This window comes from Rhizobium leguminosarum bv. viciae (genome assembly GCF_012276115.1).
GTDB classification, from domain to species: Bacteria; Pseudomonadota; Alphaproteobacteria; order Rhizobiales; family Rhizobiaceae; genus Rhizobium; species Rhizobium leguminosarum_T.
The window spans coordinates 17,745-35,596 of sequence record NZ_WIEU01000002.1 but is presented as its reverse complement, the minus strand read 5'-3'; the positions used below and the strand labels follow the sequence as shown (position 1 = coordinate 35,596).

Sequence of the window (17,852 nt, the reverse complement as noted above, 5' to 3'; positions counted from 1 at the left end):
TGCGGAACATATCCCCTTTTAGTGTCATAGACTTGGCCATCTCGCCGGGCTTGTCAACAAGGTTTTTCAAACGGCCAAAGGCACGACCTGCCGCTGTCCTGCAGTTTCAACGCAAGGTAGGTGCCGAACGCAAAAAAGGCCCGGGAAGGGCCGGGCCGTTTCGATTGGCGGCATGTTGGTTGAGCGAGCGCCTATTCGCCGTCTTTCCAAAGCGCATGAAAATGCTGCACCGGGCCGTGGCCGGAGCCGACGGTGAGGCGTCCGGCAGCCGCGACCGCGCCGGCGAGGTAATCCTTGGCGATGGCGACGGCCTCCCGCGCCGAGGCGCCCTTGGCGAGCTCGGCCGCCAGCGCGCTAGAGAGCGTGCAGCCGGTGCCGTGGGTGTTCTTGGTCGGCACGCGCCTAGCTTCGAACCAGTGCAGTCCGGCAGCGGTGGCAAGCACGTCAGGGCTCTCGTCGCCGTCGAGATGGCCGCCCTTGACCAGCACCGCGGCCGGGCCAACCGCGCGCAGGCGCTCGGCCTGCGCCGCCATGTCAGCGCGGTTTGTCGCCACCGGCTGGTGCAGCAGGGCGGCGGCTTCGGGCAGGTTCGGGGTCAGCAGTGTGGCAAGCGGCAGCAGCCGGCGGGTGATCACGTCGACCGCTTCAGGCGCAAGCAGGGCGGCTCCACCCTTGGCGATCATGACCGGATCGATAACGATCGGAATGTCGCGGTGGTCAGACAGCGCACCGGCAACGGCGTCGGCGATGCCGGCATTGGCGATCATGCCGATCTTGACGGCGTCGACGCGGACGTCGGCAAAGACGGCATTGATCTGGTCGGCGACGAATTGCGGCGGCACCAGATGCACGCCGCTGACGCCTTGCGTATTCTGCGCCGTCAGTGCGGTCAGCACCGCCATGCCGTAGACGCCGCGGGCGGAAAAGGCCTTGAGATCGGCCTGGATGCCGGCGCCGCCGGAGGGATCGGAACCGGCGATGGAGAGAACGTTGCGGATCATGCGCGGACCTTTCGAATTTCTGCAGCGATGCGGCGCGTGGCCGCTTCGGGGTCGGGCGTGCCGCAGATGGCGGAGACGACGGCAAGCCCCATGGCGCCTGCGGCGAACACTTGGGCGACATGATCCGCCTTGAGCCCGCCGATCGCGACCGACGGCACCGGCGAGGCCTTTACCAGCCTTGCAAGTCCGTCAAAGCCGATCGGCTGCTTGTGATCGGCCTTGGTCGGTGTCGCAAACACCGGTCCGACGCCGGTGTAATCGACGAGATCGGGATCGACTGCGTTAGCAAGCGCCTCGCTCTCGACCGACAGGCCAAGGATCATCTCAGGGCCGACCATCGCCCGCGCTCTCATCGCATCCATGTCCTCCTGGCCGATATGCAGGCCGTCGGCGCCGATGGCGATTGCCGCCTCGACGTCATCGTTGACGATGAGGAGGGCGCCGGTCCCATCCAGCGCCTGTTTCAAGGCGCGGCCGGTCTGGATCATCCTGATGGTGCCGGCATGTTTGTCGCGCAGCTGCACCATGGTCGCGCCGCCGGCAACGGCAAGGCGCGCGGTCTCGACCATGCCGATCCCCGCGCAGAGATCGGGGTCGAGGACGAGATAGAGCGAAAGGTCGAAATCCTTCATGCGGCCGAAATCCTTGCCCTGGCGTCAAGCGTTTCGGCGTCGAGCGCGGCCAGCGCATCGAGAAAACGCCAGGAGAAGGAGCCAGGCCCGGCGGCCCCAAGGGCGGCCTCCTCGCCGGCGATGGCGAAGGTTGCAAGTGCTGCAACCGTCGCGCCGAAGATATCCTCTGGCGCCGTCGCGGCAAAGGCGCCGACGAGGCAGGTCAGCGAGCAGCCGAGTGCTGTGACCTGAGGCATCAAGGCCGATCCGCCTTCGATGCGCACCGCCCGCTCGCCGTCGGTAACGAAATCCACGGCACCGGTGACGGCAACCACCGCCCGCTGACGCTCAGCGAGCCATCGCGCCGAACCTTCCGCCTGCTCGACCGGATCGCGACTGTCGACCCCCTGGCCGCGGCTTTCTCCGCCGGCAAGCGCGATGATCTCGGACGCGTTGCCGCGGATGATGGTCGGTCGCAGGACGAGCAGTTCGGCAACCGCATTGCGGCGGAAGGCCGTCGCGTAATGCGCGACCGGATCGAGCACCCAGGGTTTGTCGGCTGATGTCGCCGCCTTCGCCGCCGCCTGCATGCCGTCAATCCATTGCGTCGACAGGGTGCCGATATTGATTGTCAGCGCACTGGCGATCCCGGCGAATTCGCCGGCTTCTTCGGCGGCATGCACCATGGCGGGCGAGGCGCCCGATGCAAGCAGGACATTCGCGGCGATATTCATGGCGACGTAATTGGTGATGCACTGAACGAGCGGCGGCTTTTCGCGCATCGCCTTCAGCATCGCTCCTGGTGTGGTCCTGGTCTGCATATGGCCCCTTTCAGGCGGGGGCAGGCACGGGGCGGCCCGTATGGCGATGCCCCGAGCGACTCCCTCCGCCGGCATTATCCGGTTCAGGTTCGAAGGGTGCTTCTCAGCCCGTCTGTCGACGGGCGCCCCTGTCTCTCATCGCGCTCTTTTTCGCAGAGAACGGGGCGACTGTCACCCCGAAAAAGAGAGTTCTACGACCCGTGCGACACGATGACGACGGGCGCCTTATGAAGGGCGATCAGCCGACGATCTTTGCCAGCAGCCGTCCGACATCCTCGTTGGCGACATTGTTATGGGCATCCGACGCCGCCGTCTTGATGATGTACTTGTCCGCCAGGAAGGTGTTGACCTTGCCGGCCTGCGGCGTGAACACGGCATCCGTATCGTCCTCGACGGCCTGTCCCGCCTTCAGGTGCTGCGGACCGTTCGCCCCCATCGCCCCGAACTCGTCATTGGCATCGCCGATGCTCTTGGCGATATCGCGCGACAGGCGCGACGCCAGCGCATAGGCGAGCGTGCAGGCGAGATCGTTGTGGGTGTGGGTGATGCAGATCGGGCCGGTCGGTTTGCCCACGACGTCGGGAAAGGCGCCGGCAAGGCCCGGCTTGATCTCCTTGGCGAAGCCATTGTGCGAGAAGGCCCCCTGCAGCAGGGTGAGCGAGAAGAATTCCAGCTTCGGGACCGGGGCGAGCCCGTTGGCTGCTGCCGCGACCAGCCGGGCGCCGAAGCTGTGGCCGACGAGATGCAGGCGGACCGGCTGCTGCAGCACGAGCTTCGATAGCACGTTTTTCGTCAAAGCCTCGCCGACGATGCCGGCGCGTTTCTTCATTTCGTAATAGGTCAGCTGGTTCAGGAACCGCGCCACCGCCGCTCTCGGGCCGGAGATCACGCCCGAGACGAAATCCCCAAGTCCCTGCGCCTCGCCGACGGAGCTCTCAAGATTGAAAGTCGGCGGCGGGACGAGGCCTTCCATCAGCACCTTTGCGCTATTGGCATCCTCCGTTGCGAGCGCAATCGGCTCGGCATCTGCCTTGAGTTCCGTATCGGATCGAGGAGCGCCGATCGCCTCATTGCCTCTTCTGACGAGGAAAAGCGATGTCGTTTCATCGAGCGTCTCGGCTGCCGCCCGCGCCTTTTCGGCCGTGGCAGTGCCGTCCGGCCCGAAGAGATCCTCGAAATCGGCCAGCACGTCTTTGAAATCCTCCTCGGCGAGATCCTTGACGGGTGCCGGTGTCCCGCCTGCCGCCTGAGCACCGCCGCCTCCGGTCACCAGGGTTTGTGTGTCGAAATCTGTGCGATAGGCCTTGGCGGGCCAGACGACTCCGGCGACGACGGTGTGGCTCGCCTTGTCGGGCGCAAGCTTCTTGCGGGCGTTCGCCCACAGCGTTCCGTAGAGCTTGCGGGCATCGTCCTTGGTATTCTTCCAGCCATGTGACATGACCACCAGATCGGTCGTTCCGGGCTGGTTGAGCAACGCCGCGAGACTTGTCGTCGTCGCGGGATCGATCGCGCCAGTCTTGTCGAATTCGAGCCATAGGAATGGCGAGGGTCCAAGCGTGTCCATATGTCCTCCTCCTTACACAGCCTGTAGCGTTCGCATCAGATCAAGCAGGCCGGCGCCCTGAAACTCCGGCCGCCGCTTGAGGTCAGTCGCAGCGCCGACGAAGATTTCCTTGACGCGTTCCGGTTGGCCGAGAAATTCACGCCGGACCGACAGGAAGGCGGCGATCGCGCCGGAAACATGCGGTGCCGCCATGCTCGTGCCGGTGTCCTCGCGAAACGGCGCCTCGCCTGTGTTGGCGCCGTTATAGAGCGCGCACGAGACGATGCGCTCGCCGGGGGCAACGAGATCGGGCTTCATCCGCCCATCAGCCGTCGGTCCCTTCGAGGAGAAATAGGAGACGCCGTAGGTATGCGGCATGTCGCGATGCGTCGAGCCGACGGTGATGGCGAGCGCCGCGTTGCCTGGATCCATGATCGTGCCGTCATGGACTGCGCGTTCCGGCGTGCCGGAGAATTGCATTACCGTGCCATAGCCGGCATTGCCGGCGGCAACGACTACGCAGACGCCCGAGCGGACGAGCCTGTTGACCTCGACACAGAGTGGGCTTTGTCCGGCTGCGAACCATACCGGGTTGAAGGGATAGCCGAGGCTGAGGTTGAGCCCATGAATCTTGATGTTGCGCCCATAATCATTCAAACGTTGGATATAGTTGATCGCGGCCAGCAGGTTGCTGAGTTTGCCCTGCTTGTCGTTGACGAGCACCTTCAGGCTCATCAGCTTGCACTGCGGCGCCATGCCGGAGATCACGCCCTTATGCTCGTCGGTCACCAGCGACTTTGTATCGTCCTCGTTGCGGATTTCAGAGGTGACCGAGATTTTCGCTATTCCCTCCGTCTTCGGGTCTTCCGATAGGGACGTGCGGCCGGCGATGATGCCGGCGACGTGGGTTCCATGACCGGCGACGTCGATCAGAGCGGCCTTCGATGCCGATGCCGGATCGGGATTGTCTGAGGTAAAGTCCCAGTGATTGAGGCCATTGGGCAGTTCGAGCGTCTTCAACTTCGAGAAATGCGGATGGGTCTTGTCGATGCCGGTATCGGCCACAGCCCAGACGACGCCTTTTCCGCTGGCCGCGAATGAGGCCTGCGCCGCGTCGCCTTTGATCGTCCTGACGGATTCATAGACGCAGCGATAGATCTCATGGTCGTGCCAGATCTTGTAGACAAGCGGAATATCCTTTCGCTTGCTGCCACTCGGCTCGGCTTTGCCCTTGGTCTTCTTGCCGTCGCCCTCGATCTTTTCGTCGTCATCTTTCCGGGGCATCACCCAGGTCGAAAGCTGGCCGATGGCTTCCCGGGTCAGGGTCGCGAAGGCGTAGCTGTCGGTCCAGAGCGATTTGGCGGCAATCCTGCTGCCATTCGAAAACATCTGGGAGAGCTCGAACTTTATCTCTTCGGGGAACGCAGGCATGCCGAGTGGCGCCGACATGCCGAAACGCCGCAGATTGTTGCTTTCATCCGTCGCGCCGATCCTGTCGAGATGCAACAGGTAGGCCTCGAACAGGAGCTGCCGCGCCGCCGTCACGCCGCCTGGAAAATCACGGTTGAATTCGATGACGACATCGAAGCTCTCTGGGCCCTTGGCGACCTTCTTGTGGCGGTCCGGATCGCCTTTCATGACGGACGAGAGATCGCCGCCGATTCGCGTCTTGACCAGGTTTTCCCGAATGCTGTCCTCGGGCTCTGTCCCGGGCTGCCTCGGCCGTTGCCGTTTCGCCATGCGGCTGTCCTCTCGTTTTCCCAGAAGAATAACAGCAGCAACCGTGGGTGCAATGAATTTCTAAAATACATCTCTGTATTTGTGAGGAGCATTGGGAAAGGTACAGATATTGGAGAGGCTCTCTTCTTCGAAGGAATAAGGCTGATCTTCGCAAGACTTCCCTACGTTCCCTGAAGCAATAAAACTATTCATCCTATCCGTTCATCTGCGGCATTTTCAATGCAAGCGGGCACATGGCCAGCTTCGCGTAAGTTGCGCATCGTCTCATGGCTCTCGCCAAGCGGTTTATTCGAACGTTGAAATCGGTTGGCCAATTCGTTGGGGGCGCGTCTCGGCCGAGCGCAAGACTTAATCTCCCGGAACGCGAAGTAAATATCTAACGGAAACTTTACCGTGCTGACACGCTCAGGTTGACGAAATGATAGATTGTAGCGATATGGCTCTACACGTGAATAAAATCTTCCTGAAGTTGCATTTTAAATGAGGAAATTTTTGAGAATCGGCATGACGGGCGGCTTCCGGACTATCGCCTCCGTTTTGATATTCATCGCTTGTGCCAACCCGGCTTTTTCGCAATCGGCTGTTCAAGCCGAGCAAGGACTGGAGCAGGTGCAGGCGCCAGCTCAACCGGCGCCGGCCATGAAATCGCAGAAATTCGATGACTGGTATTATCGCTGCACGGGTTCGGCGGGCACCGAGGCCTGCGAAGTCGCACAGGTTGCGCAAGTCACCAAAGACGGCAAACCCGTCAATATCCTGACGCTGGCAATCGCAGCTTCCCCAGCCCCGTCTCGGGGCAAGGGCGGCAAGGGCAAGCCGCGGCTGATGCTGACGGCCCTTCTGCCGCTCAACGTCTTCCTGCCCTCCGGCCTGTCGATCAAGGCCGACGGCAAAGCGGTCGCCAAACTCGATTATCGCAATTGCAACCAGTCCGGATGCTGGGCGCAGCAGGCGCTGGATGCGAAGACGGCGGCGGCGCTGAAGAAGGGCTCGACCGCCGAAGGGCTGGTGCGGCTGATGAACGGCCAGGACGTCAATATCCGTTTCTCGCTGAAAGGGCTGAAACCGGCCCTCGACGAACTCCAGCCCACTGCCGTGAAGTAGCCGAATTTCAAAATGACGACAGACATTCGATCCTTCCTGGTCGCCGGCGCCGTCCTCGTAGTGGGTGCCGTCTCCGCTTATGCACAATCGCCGGCCGACGATTTTAACCGCCGCCAGGAAGAGCAGACGCAGTCGCAGCGGCTGGATGCGCTTCGCCGTGCCACGCCGGGCGGCAGCGCGGATAGGGAAAACGGGTTTTTGCCTGCGGGTCCCGGAAATGGCGCCTGTTTCGACATTATGCGCGTCGAGATCGATGGGGCAACCCTGCTGTCGGCGCAGGATATCGGCAAGGTGACAGCACCTTACGGCAACCGATGCGTCGGTCTCGCCGAGATCAATGCGGTCCTCAGGGATGTCACGCACCTCTATATCGATCATGGCTATGTGACTTCACGGGCCTACGTGCCGCAGCAGGATATCCGCCAGACCAGGATCCTCCGCCTGCTCGTCGTCGAAGGCACACTTTCGGACATCTATCTCAATGGTCAGAAAGTCGCCGGCAGCGGTTCGCTGGCAACAGCCTTTCCGGGCCTGATCGGCCGGGTCGTCAATATCCGCGATATCGAGCAAGGGCTCGACCAGATGAACCGGCTGCAGGCCAACGACGCCAAATCCGCCATGCTGCCCGGCCCCAAGGACGGAACGTCGATCCTGAATATCGAAAACCGCCCGGGCCGGCCCTGGCATGTCGCCTTCGGCAACAACAATATGGGGCAGGAAAGCACCGGTTTTTCCAGGAGCTCGGCATCGCTGACCTTCGACGATCTCATCGATATCAACGATCAGTGGAACTTTTCATACGAGCATAGCGGTCCGGACTATCCCTGGAGCAATGACGGACGGGGATATGGCAACAGCTATTCCGGCAGCGTCAGCGTGCCCTACGGGTACTCCACTGTCTCGCTGAACGGCTCCTGGTACCAGTATGAAAGTGCGGTCGAAGGCAACTTCAGCACCCTCGAGACCTCGGGCAATTCGGGGCAGGCGGGCCTTGGCATCGATCGCGTCGTCTTGCGCGACAAGGATTCAATCACCACCGTCCGCAGCAGCCTGACCTACAAGCAGACGAACAACTTCCTGCTCGGCAACCTGATCGAGGTCGGCAGCCGCCGGTATACGGTCGGCGAGATCGGCATTTCCCATTCCCGCCGCATGTTCGGCGGCATCTGGGTGTTCGACGCCAGCTATGACAAGGGGCTCGGTCTCTTCGATGCCGTGGAACCAGGGGATCCCGGCGCCGGCAACGCCGATCCGCGATTTGCGAAATTCAACGCCACGATCAGCGTGACACAGCCGTTCAAGCTGGCCGACCGGCAGTTCGAGCTGACCTCACTCATCAGCGGTCAATATTCCCCCGACAATCTGCTCGGTGCGGAACAGATCTCGCTTGGCAGCTACAGCAATGTCCGCGGCACGCGCGAAAGCGTGCTCTTCGGCAATAATGGCATGTTCAGCCACAACGAGATCGTCTGGCGAACGAAATCCAACGAAAGCGGCGACGCAGTCGCGAAGGTCCTCGGTGAACTGCGCCCCTATCTCGGCCTGGACTACGGCCACGTCTATTCGCAAAAACGCTTCGACATGACGGGCGGCGATCTCGCCAGCTGGACGGCCGGTATCCGCACCGTCGGCGGCAACATCAGCGCCGACCTCGGCTATTCCGACATCGTTGCAAGCAGCCTCGACCACGTCGACGGCGGGCTCTTTTATTTCAGCGCATCCACTCATTGGTAACGGAAGCAAAAATGACCACCGGCAGTATCTCGACGAATAAACCCGCTCAAACCTTTTCAAGATCGACGGCGCTGATCCTTGCCGTCTCCATCTCGCTTGCCGGCTGCGCCGGCCGGGAGGTGCGGCCGGTCGCTTCGACCAACCCGACCGACAGCGCCTTCGACTGCGCCGGCATCGCGCGGGAATTCGAGGCGAACGAACGGCAGATCTCCTCGACGGTGAAGGAACGGAGCGACGCGCAAGGCAAGAACATCGTCCTCGGCGCGACCGGCGTCCTTCTGTTTTTGCCGGCGCTGTTTTTCATGGATCCGAAATCGCCTGAGAAAGTCGAGATCGATGCATTGCGCAACAGAAATAATGTCCTGACGAGCATTGCCAAGTCGAAAGGGTGCCCGGCGCCGAAGTCCCAGTTGACCGAGCTCTACAAACATCTCGACGCCAAGCCCAAGTCTGCATCGTCATCGGACAACCGAAACTGAATCTAACAAGCATTTGAATATTATCGCGAATCCTGGAGTTGCGTATGCGTATCGTGCGTTTTCTAGCCCTTCTCTTTCTGGCAGCGACCCTGGCGTCCTGCGTCACCACGAGGACAGACCCCCGGCTGATCGCCGCTCTTCAGCGAACATCCGTGCGTGAGATCCGGATCGAGCTAGCTCCCGACGTCAAGACATTCGGTTTTGGCGACAAACCTGAGCAGCAACTGTCGGAGGCGGTTCACACCCTTCAAGCTGCGATGACGAAGGAACTGATCGGCGTGCCGGGCGGCCCTAACCGGGGCAGGCTGGTCGTGACGCTGCATGTGTTCGACGTCACCACCAAGCAGGCTCGGATTATCGGCGGTCATGACAGCATGATCGACGGAACCGTCCGTCTGGAGGATGCCAAGACCGGGCAATTGATCGCCGAAGCGCAAAACATCCACGGCGAAGACCTCTCCATGCGGGGAAGCGGCTACGGCGTGATCATCGCCGTTGCTGTCAACGCGGCGACAACGTCCGGCGCCCCTGATGTTATGGCACAGCGCCTGTCCAAGTCTTTCACCCGCAACGTGAAAACCTGGCTCACCCAGAAATAGTACCGCAACAGGGCGAGGCGCTGCCGCGGTGAAGGCGGCGCAGAGCCATGATTAATGTCGAGACATAAAACCAGTTGTGCGTTTGGAAAGACGAAACGATGCGTGAAAAATCCGGTCTTGGTTCGAATGGCAAGGGTCTTGGCCGCCAGTTCGGCAGGTTTGCCCATCGCTCGCTCGCGTTCGTGCTCAGCGCGCTGCTGGTGTTTCAGCCGATGCTTGCCAATGCCCAGTCGGTCTCGGCAAGCACCGCCGCGCCCGCCGCCAATCAGCCGGGCGTCGGGACGGCGCCGAACGGCGTGCCGCTCATCGACATCGTCACGCCGAACAGCAAGGGCCTGTCGCATAACAAATACGACAATTTCAACGTCGGCACGCCGGGGCTGATCCTCAACAATTACAAGGGCGAGATCGGCAATTCCAATCTCGGCGGCGTCACGGCGGGCAATGCCAATCTCAACACGTCAGGTCCGGCATCGGTCATCCTCAACGAGGTCATCAGCAGCAACCGCTCGGCCTTGAACGGCGCGATCGAGGTGTTCGGCGGGCGCGCCGATGTCGTCATCGCCAACCCGAACGGCATCACCTGCGACGGATGCGGCTTCATCAACACCCCGCATGCGACGCTGACGACCGGTGTTCCCGATATCGGCGCCGATGGCGCGCTGAAGGGCTTCACCGTCAACGGCGGTGATGTCACCTTCGGCTCCAAGGGCGCTAACCTTGCCGCCGGCGCCGGCAGCGTCGACCTTTTCGATGTCGTCTCCCGTGCGGTCAAGATCGACGGCCCCATTTACGGCAACGATATTCGCGTGACCGCCGGGCGCAACAAATTCGACTACGCGACAGGCGATGCGACGGCGCTGTCCGCGACGTCAGGGACACCACAATACGCCATCGATGGTTCGGCGCTCGGCGCGATGCAGGCCGGCCGCATCAAGATGGTCGTCACCGAAAACGGCGCCGGCGTGCGCATGAGCGGCAATCTTGCCGCCAACACCAACGAGCTGTCTTTGTCGGCCGACGGCAAGATCTCGCTCGGCAACGTCTCCGGCGAGCAGGGCGTTTCGATTTCCTCGAGGGCGAAGGTGACGGCCGCCAAGGTCACGTCGAAAGCAAAGGTCGCAGTTCAGGCGGATCAGGGCATCACCCTCGATACCGTCGCCGCCGATGGCGATATCGTGCTGTCCAGCGGCAGCGGTTTGTTGAGTGTCGGCGGCGAGGTCAACAGCGCCGCCAACGTGATGATGTCGTCATCGAACGGCATTACGGCAGGCAGCGTCGTGGCCGGCAATGCGCTCGCCCTGTCCAGCACATCGGGCAACATCCAGATTGCCGGTGCGGCAAACAGTGCCGATGCGCTGACGATCACGGCGACATCGGGGTCGATCTCGGCAGCCTCGCTTGTCAGCGGCAACGATCTGACGCTGTCAGCCGGCGCCGACATCGGCATATCCGGCGATATCCTGGCTGAGGGCAACGTCTCGGCAACCGGCCGCTCGATCTCGGCCGCGACCATCGCCGCCGGCCTCGATCTCGCCGCCACCGCCCAATCGGCGAACGGCACCTTGATGCTGCAGCAGCCGGGCAGCATGAGCCTTGCCGCCACGAACGGTTCGATCACCGCCGGCAACGCGCTCATGAGCAGCGGCGCTCTTTCGGCCACGGCGACGCAGAATATCGCCTATATCAAGCTCCAGAGCCTCAGCAGCGCAGCACTGACGGCATCGGGCCAGATCAGTTACGGCAACCCCACCAGCGCAACCGGCAACCTGACGCTCACCACCACCAATATCGATCTCTCCAATGGTGCCGCCAGCAACATCACTGCTGGCGGCACGCTGACGCTCAATGCCAATAGCGCCAATCTCCGCAACAACAGCCTCACGCTCGGCGGTCTCGCCCTCAATCTCTCAGGCACGGCCGATCTCAGCGGCGCCACCATCAACGCCGTCACCAGTGCCGGCGGTTCGGGGGACATCGCCATCAATGCCGGCGGCCTCTCCACCTCGGCCAGCACCGCGCTGCTCGCCGCCGACGACCTGACGCTGACGCTGCCGTCTCTCACCAATGCCGGACAATTGGCCGCCGGCGACGATCTGACGCTCAACATTTCCGGCAATTTCACCAACAGCGCCACGGGCCTTGCCTATGCCGGCCACGACGCGGGCCTGTTCATCGGCGGGGTGCTCACCAACAATCAAGGCGCCATCCTCGCCGGCAACGATCTTGAGATTGCCGGTACGACATCAGGACAAAGGAACACCGGCGTCACCAATATTTCCGGTCTGATCCAGGCCGGAAACGACATGTCCATCCTCACCAGCAATTTGACCAACGAGCGGGCCGCCACGCCGCAATGGACGACCGGGACGCTGGTGTCTTCAGGTGTCGTCAGCGGCTTCACGCTCAATCCCGTCGCCGCCGGCCTGCCTTTCGGCTATCTCGAGACCGCAGATCAGAACATGTTCCAGCTCTATGCCGGCGTCGATCCGGGCTTGTGGCAGGATTATCAGCCGCTGCTCTGGTCGAAGGCGACGCTTGCCGACGGCACGACCTATCGTGCATGGACCTGGATTTCGGCTGATGGACCCGAGAAGGTCGAGCCGATCATCGACTGGATCCGGGCCCGCGTGCCGAGGGACGCGAACGGCAATCCCGTTGTCGATCCCAACAATCCGTCGCGCTATTTCATCGTCGACGAGGTGAATTTCAGCGGTTCGGACGAAAGCACCACCTATAGCTGGGATTGGTCGTCCCACCTCAGCCAGTCGGTCTACGAAGACCGGCTGGTCGGCACGCTGAGCCCGGAAGCGACCATCCGGGCGAGCCACAACCTCACCATCGACGCCACGAATCTGACCAATGCCTACAGCTCGATCGAGGCCGGCGGCGACGCGACGCTGCGGGGCTCGACACTGACCAATACCGGCGTCAGCCTTTTCCGCACGACGACGACGACCTGCCATGCCCAAGGCGCCTGCACGGCCTATAATGCCAACGGCACTGCCAATCCCTCGAAGAACATCGCCAACGGCACGACGATCGTCAGCTCGGTCCAGGCGATCGGCGGCGTATCGGCCAATATCAAGGCCGGCGGCGCACTCTCCGTGAATTACAGCAGCGTCAACAATACGTCGGCAGCCGGCTCGATGGCTGGCGGAGCCAGCGTCGCGGCCGCAAGCAATCCCGGCGATCCGTTGTCGGCGCTCTCCGGCCTGACCGCCGGCGGCGCATTGTTCACCGTCAATGCGGGCCTCGGCACCGCCCTTGTAGCTTCGACCAACCCGCAATCGGGCGGCTTCGGCGGCAATATAGCCGGACAGACCTTTTTGTTCGAAACTCGCGCAGCCTACCTCGATGTCGGCAAGTTCTATGGCTCCGGCTATTTTATGGACAAAATCGGCTACCAGCCGGACACCACGGTTCCTTTCCTGGGCGATGCCTATTTCGAAAACCAGCTGATTGAAAAGCAGATCCAGCAGCTTGCCGGCCAAGGTCTGGGACCGGGCTCCTTCATCCCCGGCAGCGATGCCACCGAGCAGGTCAAGACGCTGCTCGACAATGGCGCCGATTACGCTAGCGACAACAATCTGCAGGTTGGCCAGGCGCTCACCCCCGAAGCGGTCGCCGCGCTGACGAAGCCGGTCGTCCTCTATCAGAAACAGGTGGTCAATGGCATCGAGGTGCTGGCGCCGGTCGTCTATCTTCCGAGCACGGCAACGGCGCAGCTGACCGCCTCCGGCGCGCTGATGTCAGGCGCGTCGGTCTCCGTTGCCGGCGGCGAAATCAAGAACTCCGGCGCCATGGTCGCCTCCAACGATCTTTCCGTTTCCGGCTCTTCGATTTCTTCGAACGGCGGCACATTCAAGGCCGGCAACGACGTGTCGCTGTCCTCCTCGCGTGCGCTGACGCTGACGGCGCAATCCATGGATCTCGGCGGCCAGACGATGGTCAATCCGAACGCCGCGGTCACCGTCGGCGGCGATGCGATACTTGCCGCGGCGACCGACCTGACGCTGAACGGCGCTCTGGTCAGTGCCACAGGCAACGCCTCGCTCACCGGCAAGAATGTGACGCTGGATGCAGCCAAGGTCGACAATGGCGGCCAACAAAATGCCACCGGCAGCCAGGTCGCCAGCGGTAAGGCCCTGACGATCAAGGCAACGGACAATGTCAACGTCATCGGCAGTTCGGCCAAGGCGGGCACGACGCTCGATGTGACCGCCGACAATGGCTCGGTGGCCGTGGTGTCGACCGATGTCGCCCGCAACAACCAATCCGGCTACACCAGGACCCTCTCCACCGACCAGCAGCAATCGCAGCTATCTGCCGGCACGAATGCGACGATCAAGGCCGGCGACGACATCCTGCTCTCCGGCTCCTCCGTCAAGGCCGGCGGCAATGCCGCGCTCAGCGCCGGCGACGATATCAACATCACGGCCGCGCAGGAGCAGTCCGAATCCACCTTCGGCAAAAAATCCGCCTCATCGATCACCCATGTCGGCTCGGAGATATCAGCCGGCGGCGATCTCTCGGTCACGGCAGGCAGCGGCAGCGGCGATCACGACCTCAATATCGTCGGAAGTCAGCTCGCCGCCGACGGCAAGGTCGCTCTCAAGGCCGATGGCGACGTGACGATCGCCGAGGCCACCGACACCGCGAGCCTCGACACCAAGCTCAGCATCAAGGGCGGTTTCCTCGGTAGCAGCGAGAAGACGACCACCCATCTGGAAACGACGACGGCCGTCGGTTCCGCCATCACAGGCGGTGGCGGCGTCGACATTGAGTCCGGCCAGGACACGGTCATCTCGGCCTCGAAGATCGAAGCCGGCAATGAGACCGACACCGCGAACCTGAGCATCACCACCAAGGGCGACCTCATCATCGCCTCCGGCAAGGACACCAGTGCCAAGGATGACAAGGGGTCGCGCAGCGGTTTCCTGTCGAAAGGCTCGTCCAGCTACAAGAGCTATGACGAGACCACCGTCGCCTCCGAACTCGGTGCATCCGGCAATATCAACCTGACCGCCGGCGGCGCGGCGGTGATCGCCGGTTCCAAGGCCAATGCCGGTGGCTCGATTTCCATCGAGGGCGACAGCGTCTCGGTCATCGGCGCGGCCGAACAGCACGAGCTTGAGATCGAGCGCAAGAAATCCGGCCTCTTCGTCGGCTCGGGCGACGGCTTCCTATCGCTCTGGGGCAAGGAGCAGAAGAGCGGCAGCCAGGCATCCGCGCTGAATGTGGCATCGGTGCTTTCTGCCGGAACGGACGTTGCGCTCAAGTCCCGCGAGACCGACGTCAACATCCTCGGCTCGCAGATCTATGCGACCGATAACATGACGCTCGATGCGGCCCGCGACGTCAATATCACGCCGGGCGCCGAAAGCGCTTCCTCGGAGGAAAAGGAGAAACGCTCCGGCTTCGGCATTTCCTTCGGCTCGAGCAGCGGCGGCTTCTCGGTCGGCATCGGCGTATCCTCCGTCTCGGACACGACGAAGCAAGGCTCGCAGACCAACGCGATGGCCACCCTTTCCGCCGGCAACGACCTGACGATCAAGGCTGGGCGCGACGCCAACCTGCAGGCCGCCGATGTCGCAGCCGATCGCGATGTTGCGATCACTGCGGAGCGCGACGTCAATCTGCTCAGTGCGGAAGACAAGTCGAATTACGAGAGTGTGCACGAGCAATTCTTTGCCGGCGTGACGCTGTCGGTTTCCTCGGGTCTCGTTTCCGCCGCGAGCAAAGCGGTGGCAGCCGCTTCGAAGGTCGGCGATGGCAGCGCCAGCAAATCCATTGCGCACATAGCGATCACCGGGATCGAAGCCTATTCGGTACTCGATGCCCTGACCAATCAGGACGCTGCCGGTGAGTTTGACAAACTCAAAAATGGACAGTCGAGCGTGTTTGCCTCGGCCTCGCTCACCGCTGGCTTCCAGTATAGCAAGAGCAGCGAGAAAGGTTCCAGCTCAGACCCGGTTTCCACCACGATCCGGAGCGGCAATTCCGTCACCGTCGAAGCGACGTCGGGCAATCTGTTCGGCAGTGGCGCGCAGATGCTTGCCGGCTATGATGCCGATGGCATGCCGAACGGCAAGTCCGGCGACATCGCGCTGATCGCCGGCCAGGACGTTATCCTGCAGAGTGCTCAAGCGACCACCAATAATTCCACCAGGAACAGCTCTGGCGGCGTTCAAGTCGATCTCGTCAATCCCGGCCTCAGCTTCAACTATGGCAAAGGCTCATCCAACGGCTCCTCGGTTACCCAGGTCAGCAGCCATGTCGTCGGCTCCGGTGACGTGTTCATCCAGTCCGGCAATGACACCAGACTGCAGGGCGCCGTCGTTAGCGGCGAGAGCGTCACAGCCGATGTCGGCCACGACCTGATCATCGAAAGCCAGCTCGACAAGACATCACAAAAGGCCAATCAGTTCGGCATCGGCGGCGGTTTTGGCAGCGATACTCCGGCAAGTTTGAACGGCTCCTTGCAGAAGGCCACCGGCAGTGCCGCGATCGTTTCCGAACAATCCGGTATCCAAGCCGGTTCCGGCGGCTTCGATCTCACCGTCGGCAACAAGACTGCGCTGACCGGCGGGCTGATCACCTCTCAGGCGCCAGCAATGCAGAACTGGCTTGAGACCGGCACGCTGGAATTCAACGACCTCGATACCCATTCGAAATGGAAGGCCGACAGCTATAGTGGCGGGCTGACGCTCACTGGACCGCTCCTTGCTCCACCCATGCATGACGGCGAAAGTGCGACGGGTCAGGCGCTCTCGGCCATCTCGCCGGGCCAGATCGTCATCACCGATCCCGCCAACCAGACGCAGGACCTCGACGATCTGCGCCGCGACACCAGCAACACCAACACCTCGCTGCCCGGCATTCCCGAGCTACAGGACATCCTGCGCGAGCAGTTGGAGACGCAGGAACTGTATCAGGATGCTGCCGCCAAGGCCGCCAAGTTCATCGGCGACTTCGCGCTACGGCGGGAGCAGGCGGCAACCACTGACGAGGAGCGGGCCTTCTGGGCCGAAGGCGGTCCCGGTCGCGCGGCACTACACGCGCTGGCCGGCGGCCTGCTCGGCGGCGTCACCGATGTCTCCGGCATGATCAAGGGCGCGCTCGGCGGGGCTACGTCTTCGCTGCTCGGGCCTTATATCCGCGACCTCGTTGCCGAAATCGTCAACGGCACGTCGCTTGCCGGCACTGCCCAAGGCGAGCAGTTGATCAACATCATTAGTGCGAGCTTGGTGCAGGGGCTTGCCGCCACCGTAAGTGGCGGTGAGGGCGCCGCCTACGCCGCGTATGCGTTCAAATACAACTATCTAACGCATCGCCAGCTGGAGAAGCAGCTCGAGGAGATGATTGAGTGTGATCAAGATCAGTCCTGCATTGGCAAGGTGGCGCAGAAATATAAGGCGATCGACGATATCCAAGATCAAGCTTTGGCCGATTGCCGCACAATTGCTTGCGTCGAAATCCACGTAAAGCTGATCCAGGAAGCTAAGGAGTATCTGCTTGAGAATGATTATGTTATCGAACTTGCGGAGTACTCACTTGATGCAGCAACCCGAATTAATCAACGACAAGAAGGCCTATTTTTCTCGCGATCACTGGCTGAGGTAGAAGCCGGCGCCGACCTCACCGCGGTCGCCTTTTGTGAACGCAGTCCGGGACCCAACTGCAAACTACTCGGAGGTATTCTCGCTGACCTCAGCGACGGTCTGACGGCTGTCGCCTATGCTAAGTTGGCGGCGGCGGGCGCCAGTGGACGGCTTGTGGCAGATGACGTCCGGATCCTAAAGGATGCCGTTACCGCTGAAAAAGCTCTAAGCGAGTCTTTTGGCCAAGAGCGGAAATTCTGGTCACAAGAGCCACTGCAGTTCCAGGGAAATAAAGTCTATCAGCGAAATGACCTGTTTGATCCAAACTTGGTAACAAGTTGGAGAGAAGGTGGAAAAGTCATCACCGGTACGAATGTCGAGCGGATGGCTTCGGGACGTGCGCCGATCGGCACGGATGGGAAGTCAGTAAACCTGCATCATATTACTCAGACGCAAAGCGGCCCAATCGCCGAACTGACGCAATCGTTCCATCAGAGCAACGGCTCTGTTATTCATATCAATCCCAATACAATTCCCTCTGGAATTGACCGTGCTGCCTTTGATATCTGGAAGGCTGAATACTGGGAAAATCGTGCGGCAATATATGGGCATTGAC

At 61.8% G+C, this 17,852-nt stretch carries 10 protein-coding genes and 1 riboswitch; of the genes, 5 read left to right on the top strand and 5 right to left on the bottom strand.

The annotated features are described in order from the left end of the window. Positions 1-191: 191 nt before the first annotated feature. The 5 genes from thiD to GFM02_RS03405 form a co-directional block, all read right to left on the bottom strand. The gene (thiD, locus tag GFM02_RS03425; RefSeq protein WP_168320815.1) at positions 192-1,001 is read right to left on the bottom strand and encodes a bifunctional hydroxymethylpyrimidine kinase/phosphomethylpyrimidine kinase; all 810 of its coding nucleotides are present in this window, start codon (positions 999-1,001) and stop codon (positions 192-194) included. Next, entirely contained in the window at positions 998-1,633 is a 636-nt protein-coding gene (gene thiE, locus GFM02_RS03420; protein ID WP_131640542.1) for a thiamine phosphate synthase, read from the bottom strand. Before thiE ends, thiD begins: the two co-directional genes overlap by 4 nt. After that, positions 1,630-2,433, bottom strand: coding sequence for a hydroxyethylthiazole kinase (gene thiM, locus GFM02_RS03415; RefSeq protein ID WP_168320814.1), 804 nt, complete (start codon positions 2,431-2,433; stop codon positions 1,630-1,632). Before thiM ends, thiE begins: the two co-directional genes overlap by 4 nt. A 43-nt stretch (positions 2,434-2,476) precedes the next feature. Next, positions 2,477-2,573: riboswitch (TPP riboswitch) on the bottom strand. Positions 2,574-2,671: 98 nt separating this feature from the next. After that, complete coding sequence (locus tag GFM02_RS03410; protein WP_168320813.1) at positions 2,672-3,997, bottom strand: hypothetical protein; 1,326 nt, start codon at positions 3,995-3,997, stop codon at positions 2,672-2,674. A 12-nt stretch (positions 3,998-4,009) separates the two neighbouring features. Continuing rightward, on the bottom strand, positions 4,010-5,716 hold the full coding sequence (locus tag GFM02_RS03405; RefSeq protein ID WP_168320812.1) for a S8 family peptidase: 1,707 nt from the start codon (positions 5,714-5,716) through the stop codon (positions 4,010-4,012). Positions 5,717-6,196: 480 nt separating this feature from the next. Between GFM02_RS03405 and GFM02_RS03400 the strand changes: the two genes are divergently transcribed. The 5 genes from GFM02_RS03400 to GFM02_RS03380 all read left to right on the top strand — a co-directional run bounded on the left by GFM02_RS03400 (position 6,197) and on the right by GFM02_RS03380 (position 17,851). Then, positions 6,197-6,820 (top strand): invasion associated locus B family protein, encoded by a 624-nt coding sequence (locus GFM02_RS03400; RefSeq protein ID WP_168320811.1) that lies wholly within the window; start codon positions 6,197-6,199, stop codon positions 6,818-6,820. Positions 6,821-6,832: 12 nt separating this feature from the next. Beyond that, complete coding sequence (locus tag GFM02_RS03395) at positions 6,833-8,554, top strand: ShlB/FhaC/HecB family hemolysin secretion/activation protein (protein ID WP_168320810.1); 1,722 nt, start codon at positions 6,833-6,835, stop codon at positions 8,552-8,554. Between the two features lie 11 nt (positions 8,555-8,565). After that, positions 8,566-9,033: a hypothetical protein gene (locus tag GFM02_RS03390; protein ID WP_168320809.1), complete on the top strand. Its 468-nt coding sequence runs from the start codon at positions 8,566-8,568 to the stop codon at positions 9,031-9,033. Positions 9,034-9,077: 44 nt separating this feature from the next. Further along, positions 9,078-9,632 (top strand): hypothetical protein, encoded by a 555-nt coding sequence (locus GFM02_RS03385; RefSeq protein ID WP_168320808.1) that lies wholly within the window; start codon positions 9,078-9,080, stop codon positions 9,630-9,632. Between the two features lie 98 nt (positions 9,633-9,730). Then, positions 9,731-17,851, top strand: a complete 8,121-nt coding sequence (locus tag GFM02_RS03380; protein WP_168320807.1) for a hemagglutinin repeat-containing protein — start codon at positions 9,731-9,733, stop codon at positions 17,849-17,851. Position 17,852 lies beyond the last annotated feature (1 nt).